The following is a 14,726-nucleotide window of genomic DNA, read 5'->3' as shown; positions in this document are numbered from 1 at the left end:
GGGCAGCAGGCGCCTACTGCCTGGAACGAAGGCATTGCTGACGATCCGTAGGATTCATCTGAGAGTGACCATAGCGCGGCCTGCCACAGATTTGTGGCAGACGGCGAGAAGTTCCCCCGAACGTGGTGGCAGCACTGAGGCAGACTGGTCCCCATGGCTCTTCGATCGAACCCAACTCTCCGCCAGCTGCGGTTGGGTGCCGAACTGCGCAGGATGCGGGAGCAGGCCGGCCTCGGCGGCAGCCAGCTCGCCCGTGCGCTGGGCATCAACCCCGCCCACGTGACCCAGATGGAGAGCGGGAAGACCGGCATCAGCGTCGAACGCCTCCGCACGATCGCCGCGCTGTGCATGTGCGTCAACGAGCCCCTGATCGATGCGCTGGCGGACATCATCACGGATCGAGACAAGGGCGGCTGGTGGGAGGAGTATCGCGGACGTCTCTCGCAGGACTTCCTTGAGGTCGCCGAGATCGAAGGTCACGCACGAGGGCTCTCGGTTTACACGATGGCCTTCATCCACGGGCTGCTTCAGACGAACGCCTATGCCTCGGCCATCTTTGCTCGTTCCTATCCGCGTCTTCCGGGTCACGAGGTCGATCTGAGAGCGACCTTTCGCTTGCAGCGTCAGCACATCATCCGATCCGAATCGACTCCATACACCGCGTACATCCACGAAGCAGCGCTGCGCATGCAGTTCAGCGGAGCCAAGGTCCAAGCCGATCAACTTGGTGCCCTTGTCGAAGCCTCCGAGCAGCCGAACATTCTGATTCGAGTCGTGCCGTTCGACGTTGAGACGATCCCGCTTCCCAACGAGAACTTCACGTATGTCGAAGGGCCGATTCAGGAGCTCGACACGGTGCAAGCGGACTCGGGTGTCGGCAACCTGCTCTTCGATGCACCAGCCCACACAGCTCGGTTCCGGTCGCTGCTAGCCCAAATCGGTTCGGCTGCCCTCTCGGAAGCGGAGTCCCGAGAGTTTATTCGATCCATCAAGAAGGACATGGAAAGCAAAAATGCGTAACTCCAACTGGCAGAAGTCAAGTTACTCCGGATCGAACGCTGACTGCGTTGAGGTCCGTACGGTCGATGAGGCGATCGAACTCCGTGAGTCCGACGAGGGCGACGTCATCGTCCGCACCACGTCCCTCAAGTTCGCAGCCTTCCTCCAGGGCGCGAAGGCCGGCGAGTTCGACCACCTCGTCACCTCTGTCTAGCGGTTCGTTCCGGCGGCCTCTTGCTCCCAGCAAGAGGCCGCCGGTACCTAGACAGTGAGTTCTCCTTCGATTGCCTCACCACCACCCCCTAGCGCACCCGCTTTGCTGGGCGGTCGTCATGCTGTACATCTGACGATCATGAAAAAAGACCAGGTCGGCAGACTCATCGGCGCCAGCTTCGGGCTCGTCTTCGTCCAGGCGAATGCCGGGGCCTTGCCGACCGCCCTCGGTGCTCCTCTGCGGGTGCTCGCCCTCCTCGCGTTCCTCCGGGTCCTGTTCGCCGGTCGAGGGGCCGCCGCTCCCGCGACCGCCGGCACGGCCGCGCCGAGCAGCATGGGCTTCGGGCGGGGCTACTGGTACGTGGTGGCAGCCGAAGTGGTCGCGGTCGCGGTCGGCCTGATGGTGATCAACAAGGTGCTGCACACCGGGACCGTCGCCTGGATCACCTTCGTGGTCGGCGTGCACTTCTTCGGTCTCGCAGTCGTGTGGAAGCGGCCCGACCTGCACATCCTCGCCGGGTCGATGGCGGCCTGCGGTGTGGCCGGCCTGGTGCTGGCCGCCCTCGGTGCCTCCACCGCCGTGATCGCGGTGGTCGCCGGAATCGTTCCCGGCGCGCTCCTGCTCGGTTCGGTGCTGTGGTCCGGCCGGGCAGTCGCCGCACACTGAGCAATCGCTTGCAGACAGGCAGACGGCCCCTTGCAGACACGCAAGGGGCCGTCGGCGTTGCCCGGTCAGAAGCTCACAGGCCGGGCACGTGGTAGTCGTTGAGGCGCCAGAGCGCGGCGCTGTACCAGAGCAGGGCGATCAGGACGATCAGTGCTCCCCCGGCGGCGGGCAGGGCCCAGCCGGGCAGCCGTCGGTGCCGGACCACGATGACCTTGGCGACGAACGCGCCGTAGAGGAAGCACCCGGCGAGCGAGTGCAGCGCGATCCGACTGTCCGTCAGCTGCACGCCGTAGGCGGTGAGGCAGTGGTAGGCGATCGGGAGGGAGAGCAGGAACGCGCCCAGGCCGACCAGCCGGTGCCCGGTCCGGACCGACCGGGGTGCGGCGCGCAGACCGGGCAGCCGGCCGTACATCCACAGCGCCAGCAGGAGCTGGACCAGCGCGAGGCCCAGCAGGGCGGTGCCGAGCTGGGCCTTGAGCTGATTGGCGTCGTCGAAGCGGCGGCCGAAGAGGCTGCTCGCGTAGTCGGGGGTGTGTGCCCGGCCGTACCAGAAGAGGCCGGCCGTCACCGCCACCGGCAGGAGTGCCCACAGGAGGCCGGTGGCCCGCCGAGGGCGGGGCGGCCGTTCGACGGCGTGCATCGGATCAGCTGCCCTCGACCTTGTCCCCTGCGGCGTTGACCACGTACCACTTGGCACCGAAGGCGCTGGACTCCTCGCCGTTGGTGTCGCCCTGCGCCTTGTCGCCCTCGAAGTAGTAGAGCGGGTGGCCGTTGTAGACGATCTGGGTCTTGCCGTCCTTGCGGGTGGCGGTGGTGATCTTGGCCTGGTCGGCGCCGTTCGCGGCGGTGGGGGCGCCGGTGGTCAGGACGGGCGGCCAGGCGGCGGCGCACGCGTCGTAGCAGGTCGGGGTGGGCGAGGTGTCCGCCTCGAACAGGTAGAGCGTCTTGCCCTGGGAGTCGACCAGGATGTTCTGGTACTTGCCGATGGTGGCCGCCGCGACCACGGTGCCGCCGCCGGTGGCTCCGGCGGAAGGGCTCGCGCTCTCCGTCGACGTCGCCGCAGCGGTCGGGCTTCCGGAGGAGCCCGCCATGGTCGTCGCCGCAGGTGAGGAGCCGGCGGCGGACGTCGTGCTCTTGCTGCTGGAGCAGCCGCTGCACAGCACGGTGATCAGGGCGGCGGCGGCCAGGGCGGTCATCGTGCGGGAAGTTCTCATGGGATGTCTCTCCGGCCAGGGTGGGAATGGGTGCCACCACTTCAGCCTGAAGGGGCCTGCCGCCTCACCAGGCACGCCAGCGGGTGGGCAAGGCGGGACGGCCGTTAACCCTGATGGCCGACAGCAACACGCCGTCCCGGCGGCGAGGGTGGGCCCAGACCCACCCACCTGTACGGCTGGACCCGTAGGTGGCCCGGCTCGCGCTCCGTAGCGTCGTTTCCACCACGACACGGAGGAGAAGGACCATGGCGACCACGACCACCCAGGACGGCTTCACCACGGTGAAGACGTGCATCACGCTCTTCGGCGTCGTCAGCGCGATCGTTCTCGGCACGGTCGCCGTGATGGCGTTCACCGGCCACGAGACGACCCCGTTCATGTGGATCCGTGGCGCCGTCCTCCTCGGGGCCGCCCCGCTGATCCACCGGCTGGTGAGCCGGGCCGCCGCCGGCTCGGCCAAGGCCTTCGACCGCGTCCGCACCCTCGTCACGATCACGCCGATCGCCATCGTCGGCGTGGATCTGATCCCGGGCCTCTGCCCCGCCTGGTACGCCGTCCTCCAGGGCCTCTCCGCCCTCGCCCTGGTTTCTGCCGCCGTCCTCGCCGCCCGCACCTCCCCGCTGAGCGCCGCCTTCCCCGAGGAGGGGTGACCAGAGCCGGCTTGACCACAATCGCCCCCGCCGGGAGTGGTTCACCATCGACGCAGGCCCGGAAGCCCAACGCATCAGCTACACCCGTCCGACTTCCTGCGCGGCAATCACCGACGGCCACCGGGTTCCGGGGCAGGATCGCGGCATGAAGTACATGGTGCTGATGTACGCCGATCCCGCAGCGACCGCGGCGATGTCCGACGAGCAGCGCGCCGACGTGTTCCGCCGGCACGAAGCACTCCACCAGGACCTCGAAGGCACCGGCGAGATGCTCAACGGAGCCGGGCTGGCCTACCCGAAGGACACGACCACCCTCCGGTGGCACAGCGACGGACCAACCACGGCGGACGGGCCGCTCAAGGAGGCGGCCGAACACCTGACCGCCTACTACGTGATCGACTGCGCGACCCCGGAACGGGCCCGGGAGATCGCCGCACGCGTCCTCGACTTCCACGTCGTAGCGGTCGAGGTGCGGCCGGTCCACGACTGGTTCGGTATGGGCTGAGACCCGTCGGCGGGCCGCCCCGGATATTCGATGGCGGGCCCGGCGGCGCCTGGTGAGGATCGCAGGATGCATCCCTTCCCGGATCCCTTCTTGCAGACCGAACGGCTCGTGCTGCGCCCGTTCACCGAGGCCGACGCCGACCACCTGTTCGCGCTGGACAACGACCCCGAGGTCATGCGCTTCATCAACGGCGGCAAGCCGGCCGACCCCGAGGCGATCCGGACGCGGACCCTTCCCCGGCTCCTCCACGACCACCCGTGTTCGGGGACCCGGGGCTTCTGGGCCACCGAGGAGAAGGCCACCGGAACCTTCCTGGGCTGGTTCGAACTCCGCCCCCTCGACGACCACGACCCCACCGTGGTCGAACTCGGCTACCGCCTGAACCGGGCGGCCTGGGGCAAGGGCTACGCCACCGAGGGATCGCGCGCCCTGATCGGCAAGGGATTCACCGACCTGGCGGTCCGGCGGATCACCGCGAACACCATGGCCGTGAACACCCCCTCCCGGCGCGTGATGGAGAAGTGTGGCCTGTCCTTCCTCCGGAGCTTCCACGGCGACTGGCCGGAGTCCATCCTGGGATCGGAACACGGCGAGGTCGAGTACGAACTCCTCAAGTCGGTCTGGGAACAGCAGCAGCCTCGGTAGCTCCCCCCCGGAGCGATCGGCTCGGTCGGCTCCTTGCTCCCCGCAAGGAGCCGACGGGGGGAAATGTGCGCGACGCGGTGGAGCGTGATCCTCTACGGTGAGCGCGTCCCCCGGGCGGCCGTTTACCGCCCGTCGTCGGCGCGACCAACGCGCCCGCAACCCAGGGAGTTGCCGCCATGACGCGCACCCTTGTCGCAGACCTCCACGCACGGATCGGCGAGACGGTCACCGTCTACGGCTGGGTGAACACGCTCCGGCTGCAGCGGCGCCTCCAGTTCGTCCTGGTCCGGGACCACACCGGCCTCGTCCAGGTCACCCATCCGCGCGGTGGTGAGGACGACGTCATCGAGGCCTCCTTCGAACGGGTGACGGTCGAGTCCGCCGTGAAGGTCACCGGCAAGGTGGTCGCGAACCCGCAGGTCAAGCTGGGTGGTCTGGAGATCGTCCCGTCGCAGGTGGAGATCGTCTCGCTCGCCGAGCCGAAGCTGCCGATCGACGAGAAGACCGGCATCGACCAGCGCCTGGACTGGCGCTTCCTCGACATCCGGCGCCCCGCCCAGCACCTCGTCTTCGACGTCCAGACCACCGTCGAGCGGGCGATGCGCGAGCTGACCGCCGAGGAGGGGTTCACCGAGCTGCACACGCCCAAGCTCATGGGGACCGCGTCGGAGTCCGGCGCGGAGGTGTTCGAGGTCGGCTACTTCGGCCGCACCGCCTACCTCGCCCAATCGCCGCAGTTCTACAAGCAGATGGCGATCGCCGGCGGCATCGACCGGGTCTTCGAGATCGGGCCGGTGTTCCGGGCCGAGCCGTCCTTCACCTCCCGGCACGCCACCGAGTTCACCGGCGTCGACGTCGAGATCGCCTGGATCGACGGCGTCGAGGACGTGATGGCCTTCGAGGAACGGATGCTGCACCGCGTCCTCGCCGCCGTGGCCGAGCGCCACGGCGAGGCGATCGCCGAGCACTTCGGGACGCCGGTCGTCGTCCCGGAGCTGCCGTTCCCCCGCATCACGATGGCCGACGCCCTGGCCCGGCTGCGCGCCACCGGCTGGGACCCGGAGGGCGTGAAGGACGACCTCGACCCCGAGGGCGAGCGTGCGCTGTGCGCGCTGATCGAACAGGAGACCGGGCACGAGTTCGTCTTCGTCACCCGATTCCCGGCCTCCGTAAGGCCGTTCTACCACCTGCGGCCGGAGGACGACCCGACCGTCACCGAGTCCTTCGACCTGCTGTGGAAGGGCGTGGAGATCACCACCGGCGCCCAGCGCGAGCACCGGTACGACCGGCTGGTCGCCCAGGCCCGCGAGAAGGGCATGGACACCGGGCCCCTCTCCGGCTACCTGGACTGCTTCCGCTACGGCACCCCGCCGCACGGCGGCCTGGGCCTCGGGCTCGGCCGGCTGCTGATGCTCGCGCTCGGGCTGCCCTCGATCCGCGAGGCGACCTTCCTGTTCCGGGGGCCGCACCGCCTGGAGCCGTAAGGGGCACGGGGGTTCTCCGGGCCGGTGTTCATCGGCCGTCTGCTTCGATGCCGTCCCGGGCGCAAATCTCCCTTCCGACATGGGTGTTGACCGGGCGTCTACCGGCGTCCGTGACCGTTGTTCGTGTCCGGTCACGGACCCGGCGCCCACCGGATGGCGGCGTCGGCAGACTCCGCAGGAGGATTCCCATGTCCCGTATCCCCTTCCGCACCCGCGCCGCGGCCGTCGCGGCCCTGGTGACGGCCTTCGCGCTGCCCCTCGCCGACTCGGCCACCGCGTCAGCGGCGGTGCCGACCGGCGTGCAGCAGGCGCAGAGCTCGGCGCTGGCCAGCGACATGCCCTCGACCTGGGCGAGCAAGAACGGCGGCTACGTCCAGATCAACTGGACCCCGCCGAACAACGTCGGTAAGTACGACTGGATCGGCCTGTACAAGCAGGACCCGGGCGCCATCGGCATCAACAGCTACGTGGACTGGCAGTGGGCGTACAACCACGGCACGTCGTACGTGACCAGCGCGGCGGCGGTCAGCGGGGACTACTGGACCGCCTATGTCTCCTACGACTACGCCTCGGGCCAGTACCGCATCATCGAGTCCCACAAGTCCACGATCAGCTGAGTCCGTGGCCGTGTCGATGAGGAGGGTGGCGCTGGCCCTCGCGCTGTTCTGCGCGCTGCCGGTCCAGGCGGCCTCGGCTGCCGGTCCGGCCCCGGCGGTGGCCGCTGGGGCTGTCGCCCGGTCCGCGCCGGGTACCTGGGCCTCCGCCATCCACGTGAAGGAGACCCAGGTCGTCACGATCGGCTGGGACTACGGCGGCAACCCGGTCGGCAAGTACGACTGGGTCGGCCTGTACTCCTGCGACCCGCAGGAGTGCGGAGTGAACTCCTACATCTCGGGCGCCTGGCAGTGGGCCTCGTACGGCACCTCGTACATCTTCACCCGAGCGCTCACCGACTCGCTGGTCGGCACGTACTGGACGGGCTACGTCTCCTACGACTACGCGTCCGGCCAGTACCGACTGATGTCCTCGCACATGAACCTCCTCGCCTGAGTGGGAGCCCGCTCCCCCGCACGTGAAACACATCCAAGGAGATGACCATGAAGGTCCCCAGGAAGGCCCTCGCCAAGAGCGCGGTGGGGGTCCTGCTCGCCGGGCTCGCCACGGTGCCCGGCATGACGCCGAGTTCCGCGGCCGGCCGTGTCGGGTTAGCGTCCCCGCTCGGTCCGCAGAGCGCCGCGAGTGCGGTGGCGGCCGAAGTCGGCCTCCCGGAGCAGGAGGTGGCGCAGCGCCTGGCCGCCAAGGACGGGCTGTCGATGACCGCCAAGGCATTCCGCGCCGGCCAGGGCGCGAAGGCCGCGGGCGTCTGGCTCGACGTGATGCGCGGCGAAGTGCACGCGAATGTGGTGGACGACGAGGGGGAACACGCGGCCGAGAAGGCCGGAATCATCCCGCACCGTGCCTCGTACACCACCGCCGACCTCAAGGACGTCTACGAGCGGCTCAACGCGGTCGGGCACAAGGGCCTGATGCCACAGGACAGTTCGTGGGAAGTGGACACCAGCGCCGACCGCGTCGTCCTGGACCTGCAGGCCGGAAGGGATGCCGAGGCGGTACTGCGCGCGGCCGGTGTCACCGGAGCCGACCGAGCGAAGGTCAACGTCACCACCCACCAGGGGGCCGCCGTCGCCCGGACCGGCCTGACCGGGGGCGACGGTTTGCAGGGTGACGGCAAGAGGGGCACCTGCTCGGCCGGGATCATGCTCAAGCAGGCCGGTCAGACCTACCTGATGACCGCAGGCCACTGCTGGGATCAGGGCACGGTGATCCGGCGCGACGACAACTGGCCCGACCAGTGGGGCAACACCCGCATCGGAGTCGTGACCGACCGGCAGTTTCCCGCCTCGGACTACGAGATGATCATGGTGGACAACCCGCGAGCGTGGCACCCCACCGGAAAGATGATCAAGACGGACGTCCCCAACACGTACAACTACTACAACGGTTACGTCGCCGACCCGCAGTCCCAGATGGAGGTGAACGACTGGGTCTGTGCCTCGGGCGTGGCGACCGGCTGGAAGTGTGGCGAGTTCGGCACCGCCGACGCCAGCATCACCACCGGCGAAGGTACGACGGAGCACCTGATCAGGATCAACAAAATGAGGTCGATGGGCGGCGACAGCGGGGGAGCGGTCATCTACGGCGACAAGGCCGTCGGCACCGTGGTCGGGGGCTCGACCAGCGACTTCGCCCCCTACTACACCTACGTCCAGCCGCTCGCCACGGTCGCCAGGGACTACGGCTACACCATCTCCACGGTCGACTGGGCACAGTGGTGACCGCCTCGAACCGTAGCTGAGAACGCGGAGCACCCGAGGTGCCCTCGGCGCAGGAAGTCGGCCCGGTCGACTTCCTGCGCCGAGGCGTTCCTCAGTAGCCGACGGCCTCGCGCAGCAGCAGGACGGTTCCCGGGGTCATCCGGGCCGGGGCGGTCAGGACCAGCAACTGGTTGACGGCGCTGGGCTGCCCGTAGGCGGCCTCGGAGCGGACCGTCTCCAAGGGGAGCGCGTGCTCCTCCACCCGCCGCAGGGCGGTGGGCAGATCGGGGACCACCTTCTGCGCGCCGACCACCCAGATCGCCCGGCCGGCGCCCCCGACGAAGGACGGCAGCTGGCTGCCGCTGGCGGAGGCGACCACGAGCGAGCCGGTCTCGGTGACGGCGGTGACGCTGCCCACCACGACGTCCGGAACGGCGATCATCCGCCGGAGGTCGTCGGCCTCGGTGACCCGGTCCATGGTCGACACACGCGGCTTGACCGCCCGGTAGCGGTCCCCGCCGTTGACGGCCTCCTCGATGCCGGACAGCCGCAGGGTCTCGCTGGCCGAGGTGAAGACGGTGGCGTCCGCCGGGATCAGCTCCTCGACCCGGGCGCGCGCGGCGGCGGTGCCGTCGAGGATCTCGACGGTGAAGCCGTTCGCCGTCAGGGCGGTGGCCACCCGCTCCAGGCACTCGGCGGGCGCCGGGACGGTGAACGAGGCCCGGGCCGACCGGGGCGCGGAGCCCGTCAGCGGGGTGGTGTCGAGGTACAGCAGCTCGTAGACCCGCTCGGTGAACCGCCAGCCGTCCGCCGTACGCCGGTAACTGTCGTGGTACATGGCGTGGTTGAAGCCCTGGAAACCGTTCTTCAGGCGCGCCAGCTCGTACATGTGGGCGCGGCCGGTGGCGGTGTCGCCGTCGATTCGGATCGCTCCGGGGTGGGTGTTCTGGATGAAGAAGTCCCACTGCTCCTGCAGCTTCTGGCGACCCGCCCGGATCTGCTCCGGGCCGACCAGCTCGATGGGGACGTTGGGCATCCGCAGCGCGCCGTCCGGAGTGAACAGCCCGGCGAGGCGGTCGCCGTCGCGCATGGTCACGGCGTCGGTGAACTCGCTCTGCAGGGCCTGGATCTCGACCCGGTCGGCGATCGTCTGGAAGTCGTTCATCAGGTTCCTCGATCTCTGGTGTGTTCCTGGTTTCCCTCTGACCGGTACGACAAAGCGGCGGGTCGGAATGTGAGGCGCCGGGTCGGAACGCGAGACGGCGGGTCGAACGTCACATCCATCGGCCGTCACAATCCGCTGTCCTGTGCTGTCGTAAGAGTGAGTGGGACCGACGATCCGAAGGGGCGGGGACGGATGCGAGACGACGAAGCGGTGGAGCGGCCCGATCCGGGGCCGGGCGCGATCATGGGCGAGCGGCGCCAGTTGATCAATCTGGCGTACCGGCTGCTCGGTTCGCTGGCGGACGCCGAGGACGTGGTGCAGGAGACCTACGCCCGCTGGTACGCGATGCCCCGGCGGGAACGGGAGACGATCGGCTCGCCCGGCGGCTGGCTGACGACGGTCGCCAGCCGCATCTGCCTCAACGTCCTCGGCTCGGCCCGGATGCGGCGGGAGCGCTACGTGGGCGAGTGGATTCCCGAGCCGCTGCCCGAGCACCGGGAGTGGTCGTCCTCCGCGACGGCGACGGCGGCGGACCCGGCGGACCGGATCACCCTGGACGAGTCGGTCAGCATGGCCTTCCTGGTCGTCCTGGAGGCCATGACGCCGGCCGAGCGGGTCGCGTTCATCCTGCACGACGTGTTCCGGTACCCGTTCGCCGAGGTGGCCGCGATCGTCGGCCGGTCGCCGGCGGCCTGCCGGCAGTTGGCCTCCTCCGCCCGCCGCCGGGTCCGTGCCGCGCAGGCCCCGGTGGCGCCGACGAGCGCGCAGGCGGGTGTGGTCCGGGAGTTCAAGCGGGCCTGGGAGGCGCGGGACCTCAAGTCGCTGATGGGCGTGCTCGATCCCGATGCCATCGTGGTCGCCGACGGCGGCGGCCTGGCGGGCGCCCTGCTGAAGCCGCTGACCGGGCGCGAGCGGATCGCCCGCGCCTACCTGGACTCCTCCCGCGTCGCGCCGGAGACGACGCTGCTGGAGTGCACCGTCAACGGCCGGCCCGGACTGGTCGCCCAGCGGGGCGGCGTCACCGACACCGTGATCGCGTTCCGGATCGTCGAGGCCCGGATCACCCACATCTGGGTGGTGCGCAACCCGGAGAAGCTCCGGCCGTGGACGGATCCGCACCGGGTGGACGGAGTCCCGTCCGTGCGGAAGTGAGGTGGGTCATACCGGTGGTGGCGCGGGAGCGTGCACTGTTTGCCGGGGGCGCACTGGGCGTGTTCACGCCCGTGCGCACACCACCGAGCGCCCGTCTATGGGCTTGTCGTCGTAAAACCGACCGATAAGGTGTTAATCCAACATTCATCCATGCCGCGTAGCCTCCGGGGGCTAGCCTCATGCTGAACGTCATCGTCCGACCGGGAGGCGAAAGCCCCGTGCAAGGCACTGTCACCACACCAGGCGGCCCCACGGCGGCCGGGAGCCAGGGCGAGGCGTTCCTGCTCGTCGTGGACGACGAGCCCAACATCCGCGAACTGCTCGCCGCCTCGCTGCGCTTCTCCGGCTTCCGGGTCGCCTCGGCCGCGAGCGGCACCGAAGCGCTCGACCTCATCGCCGCCGAGCGCCCCGACCTCGTCGTGCTCGACGTGATGCTCCCCGACCTCGACGGCTTCACCGTCGTCGAGAAGCTGCGCGAGCGCACCAGCCGCGGCCAGATAGCCGGACCGGCCCACGGGCACCCCGGCGACCACCTGCCGGTGCTCTTCCTCACCGCCAAGGACGGCGTCGGCGACAAGGTCCAGGGCCTCGCCGCGGGCGCGGACGACTACGTCACCAAGCCCTTCAGCCTGGAGGAGCTGATCGCCCGGATCCGCGCCATCCTGCGCCGGGCCGGCGGACCCGCCGAGGACGGCCGGCTGGTCGTCGCCGACCTCAGCCTCGACCCGGTCGCCCACGAGGTCACCCGCGCCGGCACCCCGGTCGCGCTCTCCCCGACCGAGTTCAAACTGCTCCACTACCTGATGGCCAACGTCGGTCGGGTGGTCTCCAAGGCGCAGATCCTCGACCACGTCTGGGCCTACGACTTCGGCGGCGACCTCTCCATCGTCGAGTCGTACATCTCCTACCTGCGCCGCAAACTCGACTCCGGCCCCGCGCACGGCCCCAAGCTGATCCACACCGTGCGCGGCATCGGCTACGCCCTGCGCCGCCCCCCGCAGGGCTGACCCGGTACCGACGAACGTGTTCGCCCGCTTCTCCTCCCGGCTGTCGCTGCGCGCCCGGCTCCTGGTCCTCGCCCTCGTCCTGGTCACCACCGGCCTCGCGGTCAGCGACACCTTCGTGCTCGGCACCGTCCGGGCCCAGTTGGTGGAGCAACTCGACGAACAGCTCCAGCGGTACGGGCTGCCGCTGTCCCGCAAGCCCCCGGCCCAGGTGACCGCGCCGACGCCCGGCCGGCCCGCCCCCACCGGCCGACGCACCAGCCTGCCCAGCCAGTACCTGGTCCAGTTCCTGTCCTCGGACGGCAAGGTCCAGGCGGTCATGCGCCAGCCCGTCTCCGACACCGACCCGGCGCCCCAACTCGTCGGCCTGGACCCGGCCCGGACCGCCCCCGACACCCCCTTCGACCTGCCCGACCAGCGCGGCCACCACCGCTGGCGGGTCCTCGTGCTGCCGCTCCAGACCCCCCGCGGGCAGGCCGCCGGCCCCAGCACCTTCGCCTCGCCGGCCGTCACCCCGACCCACGTCATGGTGGCCGTCTCCCGCGAGGACACCGACGCCACCCTCGGCAAACTGCGCACCTCCTTCCTGGCCATCGGCGGCGCCGTCCTGCTCCTGATCGCCGCCCTCGGCTTCTTCGCGGTACGGGCCGGACTGCGGCCGCTGCAGCGGATCGAAGCCGGCGCCGAACTGATCGCGGCCGGCGAACTGTCCCACCGGATGCCCGAACTCTCCCCGGGCACCGAAGTCGGACGACTGTCGATCGCCCTCAACGGGATGCTCACCCAGATCGAGGCGGCCTTCGCCGCCCGCGCCGAGTCCGAGGCCCGCATGCGGCGCTTCGTCGCCGACGCCTCGCACGAACTGCGCACCCCGCTCGCCGGAATCCGCGGTTTCGCCGAGCTGTACCGGATGGGCGCCCTGCCCACCGAGGCCGACGTCAAACGCACCATGACCCGCATCGAGAGCGAAGCCGACCGAATGGGCGCCCTGGTCGAGGACCTGCTGGTGCTGGCCCGGCTGGACGAGGAACGCCCCCTCGACCTCGCCCCGATGGACCTGCGCACCCTCGCCGCCGACGCCCTGCACGACCTCACCGCGCTCGACCCCAGCCGCCCCGTCGCACTCACCGGTCCCGCCGGCACGGGCGCGCCCGGCGCCGCGCCCGTCCTCGGCGACGAGGCACGGCTGCGACAGGTGGTGACCAACCTCGTCGGCAACGCGGTCAAGCACACCCCGGCCGGCACCCCGGTACGGATCGGCGTGGGCGCCAGGCCCGACGGGACCTGCCTGCTCGAGGTCGCCGACGCGGGCCCCGGCCTCACCGCGGAGCAAGCCCAGCGGGTCTTCGACCGCTTCTTCCGCGTCGACGCCTCCCGCAGCCGCGACAACGGCGGTGGCGCCGGACTCGGCCTCGCCATCGCCACCGCCCTCACCCACGCCCACGGCGGAACCCTCAGCCTGGAGACCGCGCCGGGCGCGGGCGCGACATTCCGGGTCGAACTGCCCGACAACGGCGACCGGGCCTTCTGAGCCCGGATTTCGGGTTCTTTGTCGACACGTCAATTCTCCGGTGGACCAGGCAATTCGGAGGCGCGCTCATTGCCGGAAACCGGCATGGAGCGTAAAGAAAGCGTGTGCCTATGATCAGCCCTGCCTGGCCGTCACAACCTGTCCGGACCAAGGCTTTTGCTTTCTTTCCGACCCGAAAGAGGTCATTGTGAAACTCCGCCGTTCGCTGGTCTCGGCCGCCGTCATCGCCGCCGTGATCTCGCCCGCAGCCATGCTCTCCGCGGCACCCGCCTTCGCGGAGTCGGCTCCGACGGCGCAGTCCCAGAACGACAGCGGCTCCATCGCCGAACTGGAGAAGGCCGCCGCCGACGCCGCCAAGGCCTACGAGGCGGCGAAGGCCCACGAGGCCGACCTCAAGGCCAAGTTCGACGCCTACACCTTCCCGGAGGCCCTCCGCGCCGACTACGAGAAGGCCAAGGCCGCCGCCGCTAAGGCCACCGCGACCAGGGAGGCCCTCGACAAGGCTGCCGGGGAAGCCGCCGACGCGTACGGCCGCGCCAAGGAAGAGGACCTGGCCAAGGCCCGGGAGACGATGCTGAAGGCGTTCGACGCCGCCAACGCCTCCCACACCGCGGAGACCGAGGCCAAGGCCGCCGTGGAGGCGGCCAAGAGGGCACTGGACGACGACCGCATCGCCGAGCTCCGCAAGGTCATCGCCGCCCAGGACGCCACCGAGGCCGCGGCCACCGCCAAGGCCGCCGCCGACAAGGCGCTCGCGGACGCGAAGGCGGCTGCCGAGAAGCCGGTGGAGAAGCCCGTCGAGAAGCCCGTCGAGAAGCCGGTGGAGAAGCCGGTGGAGCAGCCCGTCGAGAAGCCGGTCGAGCAGCCGACCACCGTCACCCCGGCCGCGGACACCACCAAGGCCTCGACCGCCACCACCGTCTCGACCGGGTCGACCACATCGACCACCGAGCTCGCCGCGACCACCTCGCAGGCCGCGACCACGTCGCAGGCGGTCACCACCACCGGCTCGACCGCCGAGCTCGCCGCGACCGGCTCCAACCCGGCCACCCCGTACCTCGCCCTGGGCTCGGGCCTCGCCATCAGCCTCGGCGCCGCCGCCCTCTACGTCTCCCGCCGCAAGCCGGCCGCCCGCTCGACCTCCTGACCCACCCGGTTCGCGCTCGTTCGGGAGGAGGCCGC

General features: G+C 70.1%; 17 protein-coding genes. 14 read left to right on the top strand and 3 right to left on the bottom strand.

Translation table 11 applies throughout. The features are described 5' to 3' along the window. Positions 1-153 precede the first annotated feature (153 nt). The 3 genes from ACIBEC_RS26500 to ACIBEC_RS26490 all read left to right on the top strand — a co-directional run bounded on the left by ACIBEC_RS26500 (position 154) and on the right by ACIBEC_RS26490 (position 1,879). On the top strand, positions 154-1,020 hold the full coding sequence (locus tag ACIBEC_RS26500) for a helix-turn-helix transcriptional regulator (protein ID WP_360498058.1): 867 nt from the start codon (positions 154-156) through the stop codon (positions 1,018-1,020). Next, entirely contained in the window at positions 1,013-1,213 is a 201-nt protein-coding gene (locus tag ACIBEC_RS26495) for a DUF397 domain-containing protein (RefSeq protein WP_360498056.1), read from the top strand. Before ACIBEC_RS26500 ends, ACIBEC_RS26495 begins: the two co-directional genes overlap by 8 nt. A gap of 138 nt (positions 1,214-1,351) precedes the next feature. Continuing rightward, positions 1,352-1,879 carry a hypothetical protein gene (locus tag ACIBEC_RS26490; protein ID WP_360498054.1) on the top strand — a complete coding sequence of 176 codons (528 nt, stop codon included), beginning with the start codon at positions 1,352-1,354 and terminating at the stop codon, positions 1,877-1,879. Between the two features lie 73 nt (positions 1,880-1,952). On the opposite strand, the gene ACIBEC_RS26485 is transcribed toward ACIBEC_RS26490, so the two are convergent. Both ACIBEC_RS26485 and ACIBEC_RS26480 read right to left on the bottom strand, forming a co-directional pair. Next, positions 1,953-2,519 (bottom strand): DUF6529 family protein, encoded by a 567-nt coding sequence (locus ACIBEC_RS26485; protein WP_360498052.1) that lies wholly within the window; start codon positions 2,517-2,519, stop codon positions 1,953-1,955. 4 nt (positions 2,520-2,523) lie between these two features. After that, positions 2,524-3,093: a hypothetical protein gene (locus ACIBEC_RS26480; protein ID WP_360498050.1), complete on the bottom strand. Its 570-nt coding sequence runs from the start codon at positions 3,091-3,093 to the stop codon at positions 2,524-2,526. A gap of 245 nt (positions 3,094-3,338) precedes the next feature. On the opposite strand from ACIBEC_RS26480, the gene ACIBEC_RS26475 reads away from it, so the two are divergent. From ACIBEC_RS26475 to ACIBEC_RS26445, 7 genes are all read left to right on the top strand, one after another. After that, positions 3,339-3,743 carry a hypothetical protein gene (locus ACIBEC_RS26475; protein ID WP_360498048.1) on the top strand — a complete coding sequence of 135 codons (405 nt, stop codon included), beginning with the start codon at positions 3,339-3,341 and terminating at the stop codon, positions 3,741-3,743. A gap of 145 nt (positions 3,744-3,888) precedes the next feature. After that, on the top strand, positions 3,889-4,248 hold the full coding sequence (locus tag ACIBEC_RS26470; RefSeq protein ID WP_360498046.1) for a YciI family protein: 360 nt from the start codon (positions 3,889-3,891) through the stop codon (positions 4,246-4,248). 66 nt (positions 4,249-4,314) lie between these two features. Beyond that, positions 4,315-4,893: a GNAT family N-acetyltransferase gene (locus ACIBEC_RS26465; RefSeq protein WP_360498044.1), complete on the top strand. Its 579-nt coding sequence runs from the start codon at positions 4,315-4,317 to the stop codon at positions 4,891-4,893. A 176-nt stretch (positions 4,894-5,069) separates the two neighbouring features. Further along, entirely contained in the window at positions 5,070-6,377 is a 1,308-nt protein-coding gene (aspS, locus tag ACIBEC_RS26460; protein WP_360498042.1) for an aspartate--tRNA(Asn) ligase, read from the top strand. Between the two features lie 188 nt (positions 6,378-6,565). Continuing rightward, positions 6,566-6,994: a hypothetical protein gene (locus tag ACIBEC_RS26455; protein ID WP_360498040.1), complete on the top strand. Its 429-nt coding sequence runs from the start codon at positions 6,566-6,568 to the stop codon at positions 6,992-6,994. A 4-nt stretch (positions 6,995-6,998) separates the two neighbouring features. Next, on the top strand, positions 6,999-7,427 hold the full coding sequence (locus tag ACIBEC_RS26450) for a hypothetical protein (protein WP_396288993.1): 429 nt from the start codon (positions 6,999-7,001) through the stop codon (positions 7,425-7,427). Between the two features lie 47 nt (positions 7,428-7,474). Further along, the gene (locus ACIBEC_RS26445; protein WP_360498037.1) at positions 7,475-8,713 is read left to right on the top strand and encodes a S1 family peptidase; all 1,239 of its coding nucleotides are present in this window, start codon (positions 7,475-7,477) and stop codon (positions 8,711-8,713) included. Positions 8,714-8,804: 91 nt separating this feature from the next. On the opposite strand, the gene ACIBEC_RS26440 is transcribed toward ACIBEC_RS26445, so the two are convergent. Next, entirely contained in the window at positions 8,805-9,857 is a 1,053-nt protein-coding gene (locus tag ACIBEC_RS26440) for a nuclear transport factor 2 family protein (protein WP_360498035.1), read from the bottom strand. 192 nt (positions 9,858-10,049) lie between these two features. Between ACIBEC_RS26440 and sigJ the strand changes: the two genes are divergently transcribed. The 4 genes from sigJ to ACIBEC_RS26420 all read left to right on the top strand — a co-directional run bounded on the left by sigJ (position 10,050) and on the right by ACIBEC_RS26420 (position 14,691). Next, a complete protein-coding gene (gene sigJ / locus ACIBEC_RS26435; protein ID WP_360498033.1) occupies positions 10,050-11,009 on the top strand; it encodes an RNA polymerase sigma factor SigJ in 960 nt (319 codons plus the stop codon). A 218-nt stretch (positions 11,010-11,227) separates the two neighbouring features. Further along, positions 11,228-12,016 carry a response regulator transcription factor gene (locus ACIBEC_RS26430; protein ID WP_396288990.1) on the top strand — a complete coding sequence of 263 codons (789 nt, stop codon included), beginning with the start codon at positions 11,228-11,230 and terminating at the stop codon, positions 12,014-12,016. Positions 12,017-12,032: 16 nt separating this feature from the next. After that, positions 12,033-13,544, top strand: a complete 1,512-nt coding sequence (locus ACIBEC_RS26425) for a HAMP domain-containing sensor histidine kinase (protein WP_360498031.1) — start codon at positions 12,033-12,035, stop codon at positions 13,542-13,544. Positions 13,545-13,731: 187 nt separating this feature from the next. Next, complete coding sequence (locus ACIBEC_RS26420; protein ID WP_360498029.1) at positions 13,732-14,691, top strand: LAETG motif-containing sortase-dependent surface protein; 960 nt, start codon at positions 13,732-13,734, stop codon at positions 14,689-14,691. The last annotated feature ends 35 nt before the right edge of the window (positions 14,692-14,726 follow it).

The organism is Kitasatospora sp. NPDC051164 (genome assembly GCF_044455625.1).
Classification (GTDB): Bacteria; Actinomycetota; Actinomycetes; order Streptomycetales; family Streptomycetaceae; genus Kitasatospora.
The sequence above is the reverse complement of the archived record's forward strand: the minus strand, read 5'-3'. Positions and strand labels throughout refer to the sequence as shown.